At 60.2% G+C, this 18,071-nt stretch carries 16 protein-coding genes and 1 other RNA gene; 7 read left to right on the top strand and 10 right to left on the bottom strand.

Features of this window, described 5'->3' with window-relative positions; genetic code table 11:
• Positions 1 to 23: 23 nt before the first annotated feature.
• The 3 genes from MKR05_RS09485 to MKR05_RS09475 are packed head-to-tail and all read left to right on the top strand — an operon-like array spanning position 24 to position 3,139.
• On the top strand, positions 24 to 2,033 hold the full coding sequence (locus tag MKR05_RS09485) for a protein-disulfide reductase DsbD (RefSeq protein WP_238875622.1): 2,010 nt from the start codon (positions 24 to 26) through the stop codon (positions 2,031 to 2,033).
• Position 2,034: 1 nt separating this feature from the next.
• Entirely contained in the window at positions 2,035 to 2,646 is a 612-nt protein-coding gene (locus tag MKR05_RS09480) for a DsbA family protein (RefSeq protein ID WP_064158012.1), read from the top strand.
• Between the two features lie 13 nt (positions 2,647 to 2,659).
• A complete protein-coding gene (locus MKR05_RS09475; RefSeq protein WP_196240057.1) occupies positions 2,660 to 3,139 on the top strand; it encodes a protein disulfide oxidoreductase in 480 nt (159 codons plus the stop codon).
• 116 nt (positions 3,140 to 3,255) lie between these two features.
• On the opposite strand, the gene MKR05_RS09470 is transcribed toward MKR05_RS09475, so the two are convergent.
• The 8 genes from MKR05_RS09470 to MKR05_RS09435 form a co-directional block, all read right to left on the bottom strand.
• Complete coding sequence (locus MKR05_RS09470; protein WP_023290977.1) at positions 3,256 to 3,999, bottom strand: SDR family oxidoreductase; 744 nt, start codon at positions 3,997 to 3,999, stop codon at positions 3,256 to 3,258.
• 61 nt (positions 4,000 to 4,060) lie between these two features.
• Complete coding sequence (gene gcvP, locus MKR05_RS09465; RefSeq protein ID WP_238875624.1) at positions 4,061 to 6,934, bottom strand: aminomethyl-transferring glycine dehydrogenase; 2,874 nt, start codon at positions 6,932 to 6,934, stop codon at positions 4,061 to 4,063.
• 145 nt (positions 6,935 to 7,079) lie between these two features.
• Positions 7,080 to 7,469 carry a glycine cleavage system protein GcvH gene (gene gcvH, locus MKR05_RS09460; protein ID WP_023290979.1) on the bottom strand — a complete coding sequence of 130 codons (390 nt, stop codon included), beginning with the start codon at positions 7,467 to 7,469 and terminating at the stop codon, positions 7,080 to 7,082.
• A 24-nt stretch (positions 7,470 to 7,493) separates the two neighbouring features.
• Positions 7,494 to 8,588 carry a glycine cleavage system aminomethyltransferase GcvT gene (gene gcvT, locus MKR05_RS09455; RefSeq protein ID WP_004205303.1) on the bottom strand — a complete coding sequence of 365 codons (1,095 nt, stop codon included), beginning with the start codon at positions 8,586 to 8,588 and terminating at the stop codon, positions 7,494 to 7,496.
• 422 nt (positions 8,589 to 9,010) lie between these two features.
• Positions 9,011 to 10,213, bottom strand: a complete 1,203-nt coding sequence (gene ubiI, locus MKR05_RS09450) for an FAD-dependent 2-octaprenylphenol hydroxylase (RefSeq protein WP_032454040.1) — start codon at positions 10,211 to 10,213, stop codon at positions 9,011 to 9,013.
• A 10-nt stretch (positions 10,214 to 10,223) separates the two neighbouring features.
• On the bottom strand, positions 10,224 to 11,402 hold the full coding sequence (gene ubiH / locus MKR05_RS09445; RefSeq protein ID WP_023290982.1) for a 2-octaprenyl-6-methoxyphenyl hydroxylase: 1,179 nt from the start codon (positions 11,400 to 11,402) through the stop codon (positions 10,224 to 10,226).
• Positions 11,399 to 12,715 carry a Xaa-Pro aminopeptidase gene (gene pepP, locus MKR05_RS09440; protein ID WP_004205299.1) on the bottom strand — a complete coding sequence of 439 codons (1,317 nt, stop codon included), beginning with the start codon at positions 12,713 to 12,715 and terminating at the stop codon, positions 11,399 to 11,401. The genes ubiH and pepP overlap by 4 nt, the downstream gene beginning before the upstream one ends.
• Before the next feature lie 23 nt (positions 12,716 to 12,738).
• Positions 12,739 to 13,317, bottom strand: coding sequence for a YecA family protein (locus MKR05_RS09435; RefSeq protein ID WP_002916486.1), 579 nt, complete (start codon positions 13,315 to 13,317; stop codon positions 12,739 to 12,741).
• A 166-nt stretch (positions 13,318 to 13,483) separates the two neighbouring features.
• Here MKR05_RS09435 and zapA point away from each other — a divergent pair, with 166 nt between their 5' ends.
• From zapA to MKR05_RS09420, 3 genes are all read left to right on the top strand, one after another.
• On the top strand, positions 13,484 to 13,813 hold the full coding sequence (gene zapA / locus MKR05_RS09430) for a cell division protein ZapA (RefSeq protein ID WP_004205298.1): 330 nt from the start codon (positions 13,484 to 13,486) through the stop codon (positions 13,811 to 13,813).
• Between the two features lie 41 nt (positions 13,814 to 13,854).
• Positions 13,855 to 14,038: non-coding RNA, 6S RNA (ssrS, locus tag MKR05_RS09425), on the top strand.
• Between the two features lie 99 nt (positions 14,039 to 14,137).
• The gene (locus tag MKR05_RS09420; protein ID WP_044524691.1) at positions 14,138 to 14,734 is read left to right on the top strand and encodes a 5-formyltetrahydrofolate cyclo-ligase; all 597 of its coding nucleotides are present in this window, start codon (positions 14,138 to 14,140) and stop codon (positions 14,732 to 14,734) included.
• A gap of 83 nt (positions 14,735 to 14,817) precedes the next feature.
• Here MKR05_RS09420 and serA read toward each other — a convergent pair whose 3' ends face one another.
• Together serA and rpiA are read right to left on the bottom strand one after the other, a co-directional pair.
• Positions 14,818 to 16,050 (bottom strand): phosphoglycerate dehydrogenase, encoded by a 1,233-nt coding sequence (gene serA, locus MKR05_RS09415; RefSeq protein WP_008806446.1) that lies wholly within the window; start codon positions 16,048 to 16,050, stop codon positions 14,818 to 14,820.
• 269 nt (positions 16,051 to 16,319) lie between these two features.
• Positions 16,320 to 16,979: a ribose-5-phosphate isomerase RpiA gene (rpiA, locus tag MKR05_RS09410; RefSeq protein ID WP_002916495.1), complete on the bottom strand. Its 660-nt coding sequence runs from the start codon at positions 16,977 to 16,979 to the stop codon at positions 16,320 to 16,322.
• 167 nt (positions 16,980 to 17,146) lie between these two features.
• On the opposite strand from rpiA, the gene argP reads away from it, so the two are divergent.
• Positions 17,147 to 18,040, top strand: a complete 894-nt coding sequence (argP, locus tag MKR05_RS09405) for a DNA-binding transcriptional regulator ArgP (RefSeq protein ID WP_002916497.1) — start codon at positions 17,147 to 17,149, stop codon at positions 18,038 to 18,040.
• Positions 18,041 to 18,071 lie beyond the last annotated feature (31 nt).

Here is an 18,071-nt window from a genome sequence, read left to right as displayed (position 1 = left end):
TTCATCATTTATGGAGCAAATTTATGTCTATGTTATTCAGGCGACTACTGGTCTGCCTGCTTTGGCTATGGCTGCCCGTCAGCCAGGCCGCCGACAGCGGCTGGCTACGCGCCGCCGATAATCAACACGCCAGCGTGCGCCTGCGGGCGCAAACCGAGAGCAATGGCGATACCCGCCTGCTTTTAGACGTGGCGCTGGAAAAGGGCTGGAAAACCTACTGGCGCTCGCCAGGGGAAGGCGGCGTCGCGCCGGCTATCGCCTGGGGCACGCCGCTGGCGGTTGACTGGCGCTGGCCGACGCCGCAGCGTTTCGACGTTGCGGGCATTTCCACTCAGGGGTATCACGGCGACGTCAGCTTCCCGATGACCCTGCGCGGGAAGATACCGCCGACGCTCAGCGGCGTACTGACATTATCCACCTGCAGCAATGTCTGCATTCTCACTGATTATCCCTTTTCGCTGGATATGACGGCCCCGCCAGGGGAGGGTTTTGCCTACGATTACACCCGTGCGATGGGCACGCTGCCGCTGCGCGATGGCCTGACTTCGCAGCTGAGCGCCAGCTACGTCAGCGGCAAACTGACGGTGACCGCCCGCCGTGATGCCGGCTGGCAGCAGCCAGCGCTGTTTATCGACGGCATGGAGGATGTCGATTTCGGCAAGCCGAGCTTTACCACCCGCGGCGATACGCTGACCGCCAGCGTGCCGGTCACCGATAGCTGGGGCGAAGCGGCGCCGGATCTACGCGGTAAAACGTTGTCGCTGGTGCTGGCGGATAGCGGCCAGGCGCAGGAAAGCCAGCTCGCTATCAGCGCAGGCAGCGCCGCGCCGGGAGCGGCGTTAGGCTGGGTGCTGCTGATGGCGCTGGCCGGGGGGCTTATCCTCAATGTAATGCCCTGCGTCCTGCCGGTGCTGGCGATGAAGCTCGGCTCGCTGGTGCAAACCGAACATCGCGAACGCGGCGCGGTGCGCCGACAGTTCCTCGCCTCGGCGTGCGGGATCGTCGTCTCGTTCCTGGCGCTGGCGCTGATGATGACCGCGCTACGCCTGGGTAATCAGGCGCTCGGCTGGGGGATCCAGTTTCAGAACCCGTGGTTTATCGGCGCCATGGCGCTGGTGATGGTCCTGTTCAGCGCCAGTCTGCTGGGGCTGTTCGAAATCCGCCTCTCCTCCACCGCCAGCACCTTCCTCGCCACCCGAGGCGGCAACGGCTTAATGGGCCATTTCTGGCAGGGCGCCTTCGCCACCCTGCTGGCGACGCCCTGCACCGCGCCGTTCCTCGGCACCGCCGTGTCGGTGGCGCTGGTGGCGCCGCTGCCGCTGCTGTGGGGGATTTTCTTCGCCATGGGGATCGGTATGAGCCTGCCGTGGCTGCTGATCGTCGCCTGGCCGGGGCTGGCGCAACGCCTTCCGCGCCCAGGCCGCTGGATGAATCATCTGCGGGTGGCGCTGGGGGTGATGATGCTGGGCTCGGCGCTATGGCTGGTCAGCCTGCTGACGATCCACATCGGCCGTACCCCGGTGCTAACCCTGCTGGTGATACTGACCGTAGCCGTGCTGCTGGCCACCGCCTGGCGCTACCGCTGGCGGACAGCGCTGCGCGCAGGGGCTCTGGCCATCGTGGTGGCCGGCGCCGTCGCCTTTGTCTCCCAACCTGACGGCGAGGGCCCGCGCCGCGACCGGGTTAACTGGCAGCCGCTCAGCGAGCAGGCTATCGCCAGCGCCCTGGCGGAACATAAGCGGGTGTTTATTGATGTCACCGCCGACTGGTGCGTGACCTGTAAAGCCAATAAATACAACGTGCTGCTGCGCGATAACGTCCAGCAGGCGCTGTTAGCGCCGGACGTGGTCGCCCTGCGCGGCGACTGGAGCCGCCCCTCCGCCACGATTAGTCAGTTTTTAACCGACCGCGGCAGCGCCGCGGTGCCGTTTAACCAGATTTACGGACCGGGATTGCCGCAGGGAGAGATCCTGCCTGCGCTGTTAGATCGCGACCACCTCCTCGCCACCCTGTCCGCCGCCAAAGGAAACTAACATGAGAGCTATCACCGCCTTATTGCTGCTGTGCGTATCCGCCTTCAGCTTCGCCGCCCCGGCGGAAGAACCACCAGCAAACGGTAATGACCAGCTGGCGCAGCTGCTGTTTAACGATCCGAACAGCCCGCGCACCGGCGCCAAAGCGCCGAAGCTGACGATCGTCTCGTTTACCGATTACAACTGTCCTTACTGTAAACAGTTTGATCCGATGCTGGAAAAAATCGTCCACGATAACCCGGACATCCAGCTGATCGTGAAGCTGCTGCCGTTCAAGGGGCAAAGTTCGGTCAATGCCGCCAAAGCGGCGCTCTCTACCTGGCGCCAGCAGCCCGATAAGTTCTGGGCGCTGCATCAGCGGCTGATGGCGAAAAAAGGCTATCACGATGACGCCAGCATCGCCGCGGCGCAGAAGAAAACCGCCACCGACAGCGTCAGTCTCGATGACAAGACCATGAATTCGCTGAAGATGAACCTGATTTTGTCGCAGGTGCTGAATATTCAGGGCACGCCGGCGACCATCATCGGCGATCAGATGGTGGCCGGGGCGATCCCTGCTGACGAACTGGAGGGGCTGGTGAAAGAGCAACTGGCGAAAGCCCGTGGCCAGTAAGCTCAGGCGCTAGCTGCGTGAGCTGGCGGTGTGGCTGCTGATTGGCGCGGCGGTGGGCCTGGCGGTGGATTATTTTCGCCAGCCCGCGCTGCCGCAAAACGTCAGCGCCACATCGCTGCACACCCTCGACGGCAGGACGGTGGATCTGAACGCCATGAGCCAGCAAAAGCCGCTGCTGCTGTACGTCTGGGCCACCTGGTGCGGGGTCTGTCGCTACACCACGCCGTCGGTGGCATCGCTTGCCGCCGATGGCGGCAATGTGCTGACCGTGGCCCTGCGATCCGGCGATAACGCCGCGCTGGAGACGTGGCTTGCCAGAAAGAAACTGGCGCTGCCGACGGTGAATGACCCGAGCGGCCAGCTGGCGCGGCAGTGGGACATTCGGGTGACGCCAACGCTGGTGGTGATTTATCGAGGCGAGGTGAAGTCGGTCACCACCGGCTGGACCAGCGGCTGGGGAATGCGTCTACGGCTGTGGCTGGCCTCCTGGTAGGCCAGCCACCTTACCGGACTTTATGCCGGGTGACGGCTACGCCTTACCCGGCCTACCGTTCGCCTTACCCCCATGCCCGGCAAACGCAGCGCCGCCGGGCAATTGACATCAGCGGGTTATTTACCGCCCGCCAGTTCGAGGAAACTGCCCGTCACATAGGACGCTTTGTCGCTCAGCAGCCAGGCAATGGCCTGAGCGACCTCTTCCGGCTGACCGCCGCGCCGCATCGGCAGCGAATGCTTCACCCGATCCACGCGCCCCGGTTCGCCGCCGGAGGCGTGCATCTCGGTATAAATCAGCCCAGGGCGCACGCCATTTACCCGGATCCCCTGCGCCGCCACCTCCAGCGCCAGCCCGGTGGTCAGGGTATCCACCGCCCCTTTCGACGCGGCGTAATCTACATATTCTCCCGGCGAACCAAGGCGCGACGCCGCCGACGACACGTTAACTATCGCCCCGCCCTTGCCGCCATGCTGATGCGCCATGCGCTTGACCGCCTCGCGGCAGCAGAGGAAATAGCCGGTCACGTTGGTCGCCAGCACGCGGTTAATGCGCTCGGCGCTCAGGCTCTCCACCGTACACTGGGTAAAGAGGATCCCGGCGTTGTTGACCAACGCCGTCAGCGGCTCGCCCATGCGGTCAATCGCCTCAAACATCGCCATCACCTGCGCTTCATCACTGATATCCGCCCGCAGCGCCGTGGCTTTGCCGCCGGCGGCAACAATGGTATTCACCACCTCGGTGGCAGCGTTAATATTGTGATGATAATTGACCGCGACAGTATACCCTTCCTGCGCCAGCAGCAGCGCCGTCGCCCGGCCTATTCCGCGGCTCGCGCCGCTAATCAGTGCTATCCCCATGCTTCTCTCCCAAAAAGTAAAGGCGCCGCAGCGCCTTTAAAAGTATAGCTAATTCCGCACGTTACTGATATTCGCTCATCGGCACGCAGGAGCAGAACAGATTACGGTCGCCGTACACGTCGTCCAGGCGTTTCACCGTCGGCCAGTATTTGTTGTGCAGACCCGCCGGGAATACCGCCAGCTCGCGGCTGTACGGATGGTTCCATTCCCCAACGATCTCACCCTGGGTATGCGGCGCGTTCACCAGCGGGTTGTCTTCCAGCGGCCATTCACCGGCTTTGACGCGGTCGATTTCCGCGCGGATCGCCAGCATCGCGTCGATAAAGCGGTCCAGCTCCACCTTGCTTTCCGATTCCGTCGGCTCAACCATCAGCGTACCCGCTACCGGGAAGGACATGGTCGGCGCATGGAAGCCAAAGTCGATCAGGCGCTTGGCGATATCCAGCTCGCTAATGCCGGTCTCTTCTTTCAGCGGACGAATATCGAGAATACATTCGTGCGCCACGCGACCATCGCGACCGGTGTAGAGCACCGGGTAGGCGTCTTTCAGACGGGTAGCGATGTAGTTGGCGTTAAGGATCGCGTTCTGGCTCGCCTGCTTCAGCCCTTCCGCGCCCATCATACGGATATACATCCAGCTGATCGGCAGGATGGACGCGCTGCCGAACGGCGCAGCGGAAACCGCGCCCTGACGGGTCAGCATCCCTTCAATCTGCACCACGCTGTGACCCGGCACGAACGGCGCCAGGTGCGCTTTCACGCCGATTGGGCCCATACCCGGGCCGCCGCCGCCGTGCGGAATGCAGAACGTTTTATGCAGGTTGAGGTGCGAAACGTCAGCGCCGATAAAGCCCGGAGAGGTGATCCCGACCTGGGCGTTCATGTTGGCGCCGTCAAGGTAAACCTGGCCGCCGAACTGGTGCACGATCTCGCACACTTCGCGAATGGTCTCTTCATATACGCCGTGGGTCGACGGATAGGTGACCATGATGCAGGAGAGATTCGCTCCCGCCTGCTCTGCTTTTTCACGCAGGTCGGCGAGATCGATGTTGCCGTTTTTGTCGCACGCGACCACCACCACCTGCATACCCGCCATCTGCGCGGAAGCCGGGTTGGTGCCGTGCGCGGAGCTTGGGATCAGGCAGATATCGCGATGGCCTTCGTTGCGGCTCTCATGGTAGTGGCGAATCGCCAGCAGGCCAGCATATTCGCCCTGCGCGCCGGAGTTCGGCTGCATGCAGACGGCGTCATAGCCGGTCAGTTTCACCAGCCAGTCGGAGAGCTGAGCGATCATCTGATGATACCCTTCCGCCTGCTCTACCGGGCAGAACGGGTGCAGCTCAGCGAACTCCGGCCAGGTGATGGGGATCATCTCCGCCGCGGCGTTCAGCTTCATGGTGCAGGAACCCAGCGGGATCATCGCCTGGTTCAGCGCCAGATCTTTACGCTCCAGGGCGTGCATGTAGCGCATCATCTCGGTCTCGCTATGGTAGCGGTTGAACACCGGATGGGTGAGGATCGCATCGTCGCGCAGCATCGCCGCCGGGATGGAGCGGCTGTCCAGCGCCACGTCTTTATCCAGGGTATCGATGTCCAGACCATGATCGTCGCTGACGATGGCGCGGAAGAGGTTGAGCACGTCTTCGCGGGTGGTCGCTTCATCGAGCGTAATGCCCACCGCGCCGTGAATATCGCTGCGCAGGTTAATCTGCAGGGCTTCGGCACGCGCCAGCACCGCGGCTTTATCCGCCACGTCCACGCACAGGGTGTCAAAGTAGTGGGCATGACGCAGCTTCAGCCCTTTCTTCTGCAGGCCATCGGCCAGAATGTCGGTCAGGCGATGAATGCGGCCTGCGATACGTTTCAGACCCGCCGGGCCGTGGAATACCGCGTACAGGCTGGCGATGTTGGCCAGCAGCACCTGCGAGGTACAAATATTGGAGTTCGCTTTCTCGCGGCGGATGTGCTGTTCGCGAGTCTGCATCGCCATGCGCAGCGCGGTGTTCCCCGCCGCATCTTTCGATACGCCGATAATCCGGCCCGGCATGGAGCGTTTGAATTCATCTTTCGCCGCGAAGAAGGCCGCGTGCGGGCCGCCATAGCCCATCGGCACGCCGAAGCGTTGGGCGGAGCCGAAGACGATATCCGCCCCCTGCTTGCCCGGCGCCGTCAGCAGCACCAGCGCCATAAAGTCGGCAGCGACGCTGACAATCACTTTGCGCGCTTTCAGCTCGGCGATCAGTTTGCTGTAATCGTGGATTTCGCCGGTGGTGCCCACCTGCTGCAGCAGCACGCCGAAAACATCCTGGTGATCGAGCACTTTGTCGGCGTCATCGACGATCACGTCGAAACCGAAGGTTTCCGCACGAGTGCGCACCACGTCCAGGGTTTGCGGATGGACGTCGGCGGCGACGAAGAAACGGTTGGCGTTTTTCAGTTTGCTGACGCGTTTGGCCATCGCCATCGCTTCGGCGGCGGCGGTCGCTTCATCGAGCAGCGAAGCGGAAGCGATATCCAGCCCGGTGAGATCCAGCGTAACCTGCTGGAAGTTGAGCAGCGATTCCAGACGGCCCTGGGAGACTTCCGGCTGGTAAGGGGTATAGGCGGTATACCAGCCCGGATTTTCCAGCATGTTGCGCTGAATAACCGGCGGCAGCTGCACGGCGGTGTAGCCCATGCCGATGTAAGACTTGAAGCGCTTGTTGCGACCGGCGATCGCCTTCAGCTCTGCCAGCGCGGCGAATTCGGTTGTCGCGTCGCCCACCTGCGGTGGGGTCGCCAGCTGGATATCCTGCGGCACAATCTGGCCGATCAGGGCGTTAAGCGAATCCGCGCCGACGGTCTTCAGCATCTCTTGCTGCTGCTGAGCGTCCGGGCCAATGTGACGTTCGATAAAGGCGTCGCGGTTTTCAAGCTGACTTAAAGTCTGAGTCATGAGCGATGGTTCCTGAAACGTGCGGTGAATCGTGATTGTCTGACTGGTTTGCCCGGCAAACGCTGATGCTTACCGGGCCGGAATACGCAAAATCATGCGCGCGGCAGGAAGCCAACGCCCCTGCAGCGTGAAGGATGAAACGTATTTATTCGTCTTCTAACAGAGCTTCATAGGCGGTCGCATCCAGCAGCGCGGCAACCTGCGCTTCATCGCTGGCTTTGATTTTGAAGATCCAGCCGTCGGTGTACGGGTCGCTGTTGACCAGTTCCGGCGAGTCGTTCAGCTCTTCGTTAACGGCAACGATTTCACCGCTGATCGGGGCATAAATATCGGAAGCCGCCTTCACGGATTCGGCAACCGCGCAATCGGCGCCCGCTTCAACGGTGGCGCCCACTTCCGGCAGATCAACGAATACCATATCGCCCAGCAGCTCCTGCGCATGCTCGGTGATCCCGACGGTATAGGTGCCGTCCGCTTCTTTACGCAGCCACTCGTGTTCTTTGCTGTATTTCAGTTCTGCTGGTACGTTGCTCATCAATTCATCTCCAAAAAAGGGAAATCACACAATGGCTTTGCCATTGCGTACAAAACCAGGTTTAGTCACTTTTACCGGCATTTCACGGTTACGAATTTGCACCACCGCGGTGTCGCCTATCCCGGCCGGCACGCGAGCCAGCGCGATACTGTAGCCCAGGGTCGGCGAGAAGGTGCCGCTGGTGATAATGCCTTCTTTTTGATTACCGTCGCTATCGGTAAAACGTACCGGCAGGCCGCCGCGCAGGACGCCTTTCTCGGTCATCACCAGGCCAACCAGCTGTTCGGTGCCCTTTTCACGCTGCATCTCCAGCGCTTCGCGACCGATAAAATTACGATCCGCCGGTTCCCAGGCAATAGTCCAGCCCATATTCGCCGCCAGCGGAGAGACGCCTTCGTCCATCTCCTGGCCATACAGGTTCATCCCGGCCTCCAGGCGCAGGGTATCGCGCGCGCCGAGACCGCACGGCTTAACGCCAGCGTCCAGCAGACCGCGCCAGAAATCCGCCGCCTGCTCGTTCGGCATGGCGATTTCATAACCCGCTTCGCCGGTATAGCCGGTGGTGGCGATAAACAGCTCGCCGGCCTGCACGCCGAAGAACGGCTTCATACCTTCCACGGCCTGACGCTGCGCGTCGGTGAACAGCGTCGCCGCCTTCGCTTTCGCCTGCGGCCCCTGAACCGCGATCAGCGACAGATCGTCGCGAACGATGATTTCAAGGCCGTAAGGTTCAGCTTGTTCGGAAATCCAGGCGAGGTCTTTTTCGCGGGTGGCGGAGTTAACAACGAGGCGGAAATAATCTTCAGAGAGGAAATAGACAATCAGGTCGTCGATGACGCCGGCGGAGGCGGTCAGCATGCCGGTGTAGAGCGCTTTGCCCGGAGTGGTGAGCTTCGCCACGTCGTTGGCCAGCAAATAGCGCAAGAACTCTCTGGTCCGGCTGCCGTGGAAATCAACGATGGTCATATGCGACACATCGAACATGCCTGCGTCGCCGCGCACCGCATGGTGCTCATCAATCTGGGATCCGTAATGCAGCGGCATCATCCAGCCATGGAAATCCACCATGCGCGCGCCGCACAGCGTGTGTTGTTCATACAACGGAGTCTGTTGAGCCATCTTTTCCTCATCGAATAAAACGGAACCAGCCACGAGATTGTCGGCGATTTTTCGCCACGAAATGGGGCGTCGGCATCGCTGACGGACACCGACGCAAACGTTCTCTTTTGCCTGAACTTACCACCGAACCCGGCGCTAAACCATAAGCTCATTCAGGGCATCACATTAGCTTATGACTAAAATCCGCCGAAAAGCCTACAGAGTTATTGACTGGAAAAAAGCGATTTACGCCACATAAAATTAACAATACCGCGACTCTAATTAGGTAATGATGGTGTTTTGTGCGATTTTATAGCCCTAATTTCTTTAACAAAAAAAAGGACGCATTAATAAATCTAATGCGAAAAAAGAGGTGAAATTAGAATATTTCAAATGAGGGGGAAAACCCGGCGTGCAGGCCGGGTGAAAGAAGTGTGACGCGGTTAACGTAACCAGGCAGGCAGATCGTTAAGGCCCATCGCCTGGCGAATCAGCTGCGGTTTCACGCCCGGCAGCGTATCGGCCAGTTTCAGCCCCATGTCGCGGAGGAACTTCTTCGCCGGATGGCTACCGGAAAACATGTCGCGGAAGCCCTGCATACCCGCCAGCATCAGCGCGGCGCTGTGCTTGCGGCTGCGCTCGTAGCGGCGCAGATAAAGATGCTGGCCGATATCTTTGCCCTGGGCGTGCAGACGCTTCAGTTCGTCGATAAGCTCGGCGGCATCCATAAAGCCGAGGTTGACGCCCTGCCCGGCCAGCGGGTGGATGGTATGCGCGGCATCGCCGACCAGCGCCAGGCGGTGGGCGGCGAACTGGCGGGCATAGCGGCCGGTCAGCGGGAAGACTTCACGTGCGCTTTCCAGCTGGCAGAGGCCAAGGCCATTATCGAAGGCGATATTTAACGCCTGGTTAAAGGTGGCTTCATCAGCCTCCTGCATCCGCTGCGCCTCCGCCGGCGACAGCGACCAGACGATCGAGCACAGGTGCGGATCGCAGAGCGGCAGGAAGGCGAGGATCCCGTCGCCATGAAATACCTGGCGCGCCACCGCCTGATGCGGCTCAGCGGTACGGATAGTCGCCACCAGCGCGTGATGATGGTAATCCCAGAAGGTCAGCGGAATATCGGCTTTATTGCGCAGCCACGAATTCGCCCCATCGGCGCCGATCACCAGACGCGCGGTGAGCATGCTGCCGTCCTGCAGGCTGAGAAAGGCCTCATTTTCGCCCCACGCCACCTGCTGCAGTTGCGCAGGCGCCAGCAGGGTGACGTCGGCGCAGCGCTGCGCCTTCTGCCACAGCGCATAATGCACCACGGCGTTTTCAATAATATGGCCCAGATGGCTGAAGCCCATGCTCTGGTCATCAAAGCTAATGCGGCCGAAGCTGTCTTTGTCCCACACTTCCATTCCGTGATAGCAGCTGGCGCGTCGGGCAACGATCTCGCGCCAGACGTCCAGCTTCGTCAGCAGCTTTTCGCTGGCGGCGTTTATTGCCGACACGCGCAGCGCCGGCGGCGCATCGGCAGCCAGCGGCTGCGGCTCCGCTTTCTCCAGCACCGCGACGCGCAGGCCGCTGCCCTGTAAACCGCAGGCTACCGCCAGCCCCACCATTCCACCGCCAACAATGGCAACATCAACACTTTGCACGTTCTACTCCTTAACGGGGAACCCAACCGAGGGTACGCTGCGCCAGCGCATCGCGCGCCGGGGTAAATAATTCCATGGCCATCAGACCGACATTGCGCCCCGCCACCAGCGGCGCCCAACGGTTGGCAAACAGATGCACCAGCCCATCGGTCACGCCGATGGTGGCGGCTTTATCCCCTGTTCTGCGCGCCTGATAGCGACACAGCAGCGGATAATGGCCGACATCTTCGCCGCTGAGATGGGCGTCAGCGAGCAGCTCCGCCAGACTCATCACATCGCGCAGGCCGAGATTAAAGCCCTGCCCGGCAATCGGGTGCAGCGTCTGCGCCGCGTTACCGACCAGCGCCAGGCGGTGCGACACCGCGCGGCTGGCGGTGGTGAGGGCCAACGGATAGACGCTGCGCTTCCCGGCGTGGGTAATGCGCCCCAAACGCCAGCCGAACGCCTGCTGCAGCTCCTGACAAAAGCGTTCGTCAGACCAGCTCAGCACCTCGTCGCGGCGCGACTGCGGATGACACCACACCAGCGAGCAGCGCCCTTGCGACATCGGCAGCATCGCCAGCGGGCCATGCTCGGTAAAACGTTCGAAAGCGCGGCCTTCGTGGGGCAGCGCGGTGCTTACGTTGGCGATAATCGCCAGTTGCTCATAGGGCTGTTGTTGCCAGCTGATGCCGCAGCGGGCGCCCAGCGACGAACGCGAACCGTCCGCTGCCACCAGCAGCTTGCCGCTGATCGTTTCGCCACCCTCAAGGGTAAGGCTGACGCTCTCCTGGCTGCGGCTGACCGCTGCCACCTTCGCCGGGCAATGCAGCGTCACGCCCGGCGCCTCGCGCAGCAGGCTAAACAGTCGCTGGCCGACATCGTGGAGTTCAACCACCTGACCCAGCGCCGGCAGGCGATAATCCGCCGCCGCCAGATTCACAAAACCGGCATGGCCGCGGTCGCTGACGTGTACCCGCTGGATAGCCGTCGCCCGCTCGGCGAGACGTTGCCAGACACCGATACGCGCCAGCTGCTGGCAGGTGCCGGCGGCCAGGGCGATCGCCCGGTCGTCGAAGCCGGGATGGCGAGCCGACTGGGGATCCTGCGCCTCAATCAGATGGACCGGCAGCGCGCCGCCGGTCAAACGGGAGATGGCCAGGGCGAGCGTCGCCCCGGTCATCCCGCCGCCGACGATCAGCACGCTCATGACTGGCGCGCCGCCGCCATCAGCGCTTCGATCTCATCCGCCTTCTTCACCACGCCGGCGGTGAGATTTTCGTTGCCGTCTTCGGTAATGACGATGTCATCTTCAATACGGATGCCGATGCCGCGGTACTGCGCCGGCACGTCGGCGTCGGCGGCGATATACAGCCCCGGTTCGACGGTCAGCACCATCCCCGGCTCCAGGACGCGAGAACGGTCGGTGTCGTAGTGACCGACATCGTGTACATCCAGCCCCAGCCAGTGGCTCAGACCGTGCATAAAGTACGGGCGGTGGGCATTGTTGGCGATCAGCTCGTCAACCTCGCCTTTGAGGATCCCCAGCCGCACCAGGCCGGTGATCATAATGCGCACCACTTCCTGGTTCACCTGGCAGATTGAGGTGCCCGGGCGATAGAGTTCCAGCGCGGTCTCCAGCGATTCCAGCACGATATCGTAGATTTCGCGCTGCGGCTGGCTGAATTTGCCGTTCACCGGGAAGGTGCGGGTAATGTCGCCGGCATAGCCGCGATACTCGCAGCCGGCGTCAATCAGCACTAAGTCGCCGTCGCGCAGTTCAGATTCGTTTTCGGTGTAGTGCAGAATGCAGCCGTTTTCGCCGCCGCCAACGATGGTGTTATAGGAGGGGAAGCGCGCGCCGTGGCGATTGAATTCATGGAGAATTTCGCCCTCCAGCTGATACTCGAACATGCCAGGGCGGCATTTTTCCATCGCCCGGGTATGGGCCAGGGCGCTGATCTCCCCGGCGCGGCGCATCACGGCCAGCTCTTCCGCGGATTTGAACAGGCGCATCTCATGCACAATGGGCCGCCAGTCGATCACCGAGTTCGGCGCCTGCAGGTTCTGCCGCGAGCCTTTGCGGAGTTTTTCGAGGGCGTTGAACACAATCTCATCGGCATAGGCATATTCGCCCTGGGCAAAATAGATAGCGTCCAGACCGTTGAGCAGCTGATACAGCTGCTGGTTGATTTCGCTGAACGCCAGCGCCCGGTCAACGCCCAGCTTCGCCGGCGCGGCCTCCTGGCCCAGACGGCGACCGAACCAGATCTCAGCGGTCAGATCGCGAACCCGGTTGAACAGCACGCTATGGTTGTGGGTTTCATCGCTTTTAATCAACACCAGCAGCGCTTCCGGTTCGTTGAAGCCGGTGAAGTACCAGAAATCGCTGTTCTGCCGGTAGGGATATTCCGAATCTGCACTGCGCACCGCTTCCGGTGCGGCGAAAATCAGCGCCGCGCTGCCTGGCTGCATCTGCGCCAACAGCGCCTGGCGACGCGAGAGAAATTCCTGCTGAGTCATGACGCCCCCTGAACGAATTTTAGTTAGTGTAATGTCGGTTTGCGGACTTCCGGTGCGGTTGGCTGCTGACGCGCAAAGGTGTCGTGGCACAGCAGTGCGGCAACGCGGACATACTCGATAATCTCCTCCAGAGACATCTCCAGCTCTTCCTGATCTTCGTCTTCATCGTAGCCCAGTTGGGCAATATTACGCAGATCGTCAATCGCTTCCCCGGTTTCGTCTTTCACTTTATCCAGCTTCGGCTGGCTAACGCCAAGGCCGAGAAGGAAGTGGTTGACCCAGCCGGCGAGGGCGTCGGCGCGGTCAAAGACGCTCACCGCATCGCCTTCCGGCAGATACAGTTGAAAGAGGAAGCCATCGTCATCCAGTGAGTCGCTGATGGCGGAATGCATGTTACGCAGCGCCTGGGCAAGCTCATGGCCGAAGGCGAGACCTTCGTTGGTCAGGTCGTGCACCAGCGGCTGCCAGCTGCTGTCCGTGTTGCCGCCGCACAGTAATCCGCTGATCAAACCGTGCATCTCGGCCGGGGTAAGCCCTACCCCTTGTTGGTTCAGTAACTGGTCTACATCGTTGTAACCAGGCATTTCGTTCTGTATAGACATGCGCATTCGTCATCGTTGGGAGGAATATTCATGGTATGCTACCACTTTGGACCCTGGTGAACCAGAATAGGGCTTGTATCTTCGCACCAGGGTAGCTATAGTGTCGCCCCTTCGCAGACCCGGGTCAGGGTGTGAAGGCAGCGCAGTCAATCAGCAGGAAGGTGGCATGTCTGCACAACCCGTAGATCTCCAAATTTTCGGCCGTTCACTGCGAGTGAATTGCCCGCCTGAACAAAGGGATGCCCTGAATCAGGCAGCTGAAGACCTTAATCAGCGGTTGCAAGATTTAAAAGAACGCACTAGAGTCACAAATACTGAGCAGCTGGTCTTCATCGCCGCGTTGAACATCAGCTATGAGTTGACTCAGGAAAAAGCGAAGACCCGCGACTACGCTTCCAGTATGGAGCAGCGCATTCGCATGCTTCAGCAGACCATCGAGCAAGCATTGCTTGAGCAAGGTCGCATAAGCGAAAGACCAGGGTCGAAGTTTGAATAACACTTTGCAGTTAACTGTGTTAGAGTAACTCCAGGAACAAAATTTCTCTGAGATGTTTGCAAGCGGGCCAGTCCCCTGAGCCGATATTTCATACCACAAGAATGTGGCGCTCCACGGTTGGTGAGCATGCTCGGTCCGTCCGAGAAGCCTTAAAACTGTGACGACACATTCACCTTGAACCAAGGGTTCAAGGGTTACAGCCTGCGGCGGCATCTCGGAGATTCCCTTCCTTACCTCGCATTATTTCCCCACGCCTGTTTTCGGCTGATGCCGCACTGTATTACACTGTTTTCTATTGTTTCGCCTGCTCGCCATGAGACCTGCATGACTCTACAGCCCGATACCCTGCTCTCCCGCCAGCACATTCGCCAGCAGATCCGCGAGCGTCGACGCGCGCTCAGCCCTGAGCAACAGCGGCAGTTTGCCCTGCAGGCCGCAGAGCGGATGATGGCCTGGCCGCCGGTGGTTCTCGCCCACACCGTGGCGCTGTTTCTCTCCTTTGACGGCGAGCTGGACACCCAACCGCTGATCGACCAGCTCTGGCGGGCCGGTAAGCGAGTCTATCTCCCGGTGCTGCATCCGTTTAGCCCCGGTAACCTGCTGTTTTTACATTACCATCCCCAGAGCGAACTGATAGTGAATCGCCTGAAGATCCGCGAACCGAAGCTCGACGTGCGCGACGTGCTGCCGCTCGCTGAACTTGATGTGCTGGTCACCCCGCTGGTGGCCTTCGATGCCGGCGGCCAACGGCTGGGGATGGGTGGCGGTTTTTACGACCGGACGCTGCAAAACTGGCAGCAATATCGCCTGCAGCCGGTGGGCTACGCGCACGACTGCCAGCAGGTGGACACCCTGCCGAGCGAAGAGTGGGATATCCCGCTGCCGGCGGTGATCACCCCGGGCAAAATCTGGTGTTGGTAGGTACGCGGGGACGAGAAATTCAGCCTGGAAAGTATTAACAAAAAAACGGGCAGGTACGCGACCTGCCCGAGAGGCAAAAATGATTAGAACAGCAGACGGGCGCGGATAGTCCCCGGGATCGCTTTCATTGCCTGCAGCGCCTGCTGGGCAACGTCTTCTTCCGCTTCGATATCAATAACAACGTAGCCCATCTGCGGCGACGTTTGCAGATACTGGGCGGCAATGTTGATGCTCTGCGCGGCGAAGATCTGGTTGATGGCGGTCAGGACGCCCGGCCGGTTCTCATGGATGTGCAGCAGACGGCGTCCGCCGTGCAGCGGCAGAGAAACTTCCGGGAAGTTAACCGCTGACAGGGTTGACCCGTTGTCAGAGTACTTCGCCAGCTTGCCGGCCACTTCCAGACCGATGTTCTCCTGCGCTTCCTGAGTGGAGCCACCGATATGCGGAGTCAGGATCACGTTATCAAATTCGCACAGCGGCGAAGTGAAGGGATCGCTGTTGGTCGCGGGTTCGGTCGGGAAGACGTCGATTGCCGCCCCGGCCAGATGCTTACTCGCCAGCGCATCGCATAGCGCCGGAATATCCACCACGGTGCCGCGGGAGGCGTTGATCAGCAGCGCGCCAGGCTTCATCAGCGCCAGCTCTTCCGCGCCCATCATATTTTTGGTGGAGGCGTTTTCCGGCACGTGCAGGCTGACCACGTCGCTCATGTTCAGCAGGTCGGAGAGATGCTGTACCTGAGTGGCGTTGCCGAGCGGCAGTTTGTTTTCAATATCATAGAAGAAGACATGCATCCCCAGCGATTCCGCCAGAATGCCGAGCTGGGTGCCGATGTGGCCGTAACCGATAATCCCCAGTTTCTTGCCGCGCGCTTCAAAGCTCCCCACCGCCAGCTTATTCCATACGCCGCGATGCGCCTTGGCGTTGGCTTCCGGCACGCCGCGCAGCAGCAGCAGCAGCTCACCGATCACCAGCTCGGCCACCGAACGGGTATTAGAGAATGGCGCGTTAAACACCGGAATACCGCGCTTCGCGGCGGCGTTCAGATCCACCTGGTTGGTACCGATGCAGAAGCAGCCGACGGCAACCAGTTTTTCCGCCGCGGCGAAAATCTCTTCAGTCAGATGGGTACGGGAACGCAGGCCGATGAAATGGGCATCACGGATCGACGCTTTCAGCTGTTCGGAATCCAGCGCGCCTTTATGAAATTCAATGTTGGTGTAACCTGCCGCGCGAAGGCTATCGATTGCCTTTTGATGCACACCTTCAACCAGCAGAAATTTAATCTTGTCTTTTTCCAGTGATACCTTAGCCATTTCCCCGTCCTGTTTTGTCTTAACTGATGTCGTGCTGAACGAAAGTTCGTCTCAGCAACATATCAAAAAAAACTATCGCGGCAATATGAACGTTTGCGTCGCCGTCCTGAAGAAATGTCATTCAGAAGGAAATGGCAGGACAAAACACCAGAAAGATAATGAACGGTAGCGCGTTAATCAGAATGGTTGCACAAATGTGACAGAAGTCACTAAATTGCACCAGGTGAAAAAATATTTGCGAGGGAGCCGGTTGGCTCCCTGCGGACAGACTATTTTACGATGGTTTTCACACCGTCAGCGGTGCCGATCAGCGCCACGTCGGCGCCGCGATTGGCGAACAGCCCTACGGTCACGACGCCAGGAATGCCGTTAATCGCGTTTTCCAGCGCGATAGCATCGAGAATTTCCAGGCCGTGCACGTCAAGGATCACGTTGCCGTTATCGGTCACCACGCCCTGACGGTATTCCGGACGACCGCCCAGCTTGACCAGCTGGCGTGCAACGGCGCTGCGCGCCATCGGAATGACTTCAACCGGCAGCGGGAATTTGCCCAGAATATCGACCTGCTTGGAGGCATCGGCGATGCAGATAAATTTATCGGCCACCGAAGCGATGATCTTCTCACGGGTCAGCGCCGCGCCGCCGCCTTTGATCATCTGCATGTGACCGTTGATCTCATCCGCGCCGTCAACGTAGATCCCCAGGCGATCGACGCTGTTGAGATCGAAGACGGTGATCCCGAGGCTTTTCAGCTTCTCGGTGGAGGCATCGGAGCTGGAGACCGCCCCTTCGATCTGCCCTTTCATGGTGCCCAGCGCGTCAATAAAATGGGCCGCCGTCGAGCCGGTGCCAACGCCCACAATGGTCCCTGGCTGTACGTATTGCAGCGCTGCCCAACCTACCGCTTTTTTCAGTTCATCCTGCGTCATAATCATGGTCCGAGATGTGAATGCCTGTGGCGCATTATAGAACATCGACAGTGGAAATGTCCCTGCGATGCAGATCACACAACAGAGCAGACCAATTTCGTCTGTATCAAATAAAAATTTATGTCATAGTGCGAGATAACGATTAGTTATGGGGGCACGCCAGAATAATGAAACGACCGGACTACAGGACACTACAAGCGCTGGACGCGGTGATTAGAGAACGAGGATTTGAGCGCGCCGCGCAGAAGCTATGTATTACCCAGTCCGCCGTCTCACAGCGAATCAAGCAGCTGGAAAATATGTTCGGCCAGCCGCTGCTGGTACGTACCGTGCCGCCGCGCCCAACCGAGCAAGGACAAAAATTGCTGGCTCTGTTGCGCCAGGTTGAACTGCTGGAAGAGGAGTGGCTGGGCGACGAGCAGACTGGCTCCACGCCGCTGTTGCTGTCGCTGGCGGTGAACGCCGACAGTCTGGCGACCTGGCTGCTGCCGGCGCTGGCTAATGTGCTGTCGGACTCCCCTATTCGTCTCAACCTGCAGGTGGAAGATGAAACCCGCACCCAGGAGCGCCTGCGCCGTGGCGAAGTGGTCGGCGCGGTAAGTATCCAGCCGCAGGCGCTGCCAAGCTGCCTGGTGGATCAGCTCGGCGCGCTCGATTACCTGTTTGTCGCCTCAAAAGAGTTTGCGCAACGCTACTTCCCGAACGGCGTAACGCGTTCGGCGCTGCTGAAAGCCCCGGTCGTCGCCTTCGACCATCTGGACGATATGCATCAGGCCTTTCTGCAGCAAAACTTCGACCTGCCGCCGGGCAGCGTCCCTTGCCATATCGTCAATTCGTCGGAAGCCTTCGTCCAGCTGGCGCGCCAGGGCACTACCTGCTGTATGATCCCGCATCTGCAGATCGAAAAAGAGCTCAACAGCGGCGAGCTTATCGATCTCACTCCCGGCCTGTTTCAGCGCCGTATGCTCTACTGGCACCGCTTTGCCCCGGAAAGCCGTATGATGCGGCGGGTGACCGATGCGCTCATCGACTACGGTCACAAGGTGCTGCGTCAGGATTAAACCGCGGGCATAAAAAAAGCCACTTCGCTGA

The sequence above is a fragment of the Klebsiella sp. K5-204 genome (genome assembly GCF_030128585.1).
Classification (GTDB): domain Bacteria; phylum Pseudomonadota; class Gammaproteobacteria; order Enterobacterales; family Enterobacteriaceae; genus Klebsiella; species Klebsiella quasipneumoniae.
This window is presented reverse-complemented; position numbering and strand designations above follow the sequence as displayed.

Bases quoted from the DNA above. Each gene is read 5' to 3' on its own strand.
- pepP (WP_004205299.1), bottom strand. From the start codon at position 12,715: ATGACTCAGCAGGAATTTCTCTCGCGTCGCCAGGCGCTGTTGGCGCAG.
- MKR05_RS09420 (WP_044524691.1), top strand. From the start codon at position 14,138: ATGACTCTACAGCCCGATACCCTGCTCTCCCGCCAGCACATTCGCCAG.
- argP (WP_002916497.1), top strand. From the start codon at position 17,147: ATGAAACGACCGGACTACAGGACACTACAAGCGCTGGACGCGGTGATT.
- gcvP (WP_238875624.1), bottom strand. From the start codon at position 6,934: ATGACTCAGACTTTAAGTCAGCTTGAAAACCGCGACGCCTTTATCGAA.
- MKR05_RS09470 (WP_023290977.1), bottom strand. From the start codon at position 3,999: ATGGGGATAGCACTGATTAGCGGCGCGAGCCGCGGAATAGGCCGGGCG.
- gcvH (WP_023290979.1), bottom strand. From the start codon at position 7,469: ATGAGCAACGTACCAGCAGAACTGAAATACAGCAAAGAACACGAGTGG.
- serA (WP_008806446.1), bottom strand. From the start codon at position 16,050: ATGGCTAAGGTATCACTGGAAAAAGACAAGATTAAATTTCTGCTGGTT.
- ubiH (WP_023290982.1), bottom strand. From the start codon at position 11,402: ATGAGCGTGCTGATCGTCGGCGGCGGGATGACCGGGGCGACGCTCGCC.
- MKR05_RS09485 (WP_238875622.1), top strand. From the start codon at position 24: ATGTCTATGTTATTCAGGCGACTACTGGTCTGCCTGCTTTGGCTATGG.
- zapA (WP_004205298.1), top strand. From the start codon at position 13,484: ATGTCTGCACAACCCGTAGATCTCCAAATTTTCGGCCGTTCACTGCGA.
- MKR05_RS09480 (WP_064158012.1), top strand. From the start codon at position 2,035: ATGAGAGCTATCACCGCCTTATTGCTGCTGTGCGTATCCGCCTTCAGC.
- MKR05_RS09435 (WP_002916486.1), bottom strand. From the start codon at position 13,317: ATGTCTATACAGAACGAAATGCCTGGTTACAACGATGTAGACCAGTTA.
- gcvT (WP_004205303.1), bottom strand. From the start codon at position 8,588: ATGGCTCAACAGACTCCGTTGTATGAACAACACACGCTGTGCGGCGCG.
- rpiA (WP_002916495.1), bottom strand. From the start codon at position 16,979: ATGACGCAGGATGAACTGAAAAAAGCGGTAGGTTGGGCAGCGCTGCAA.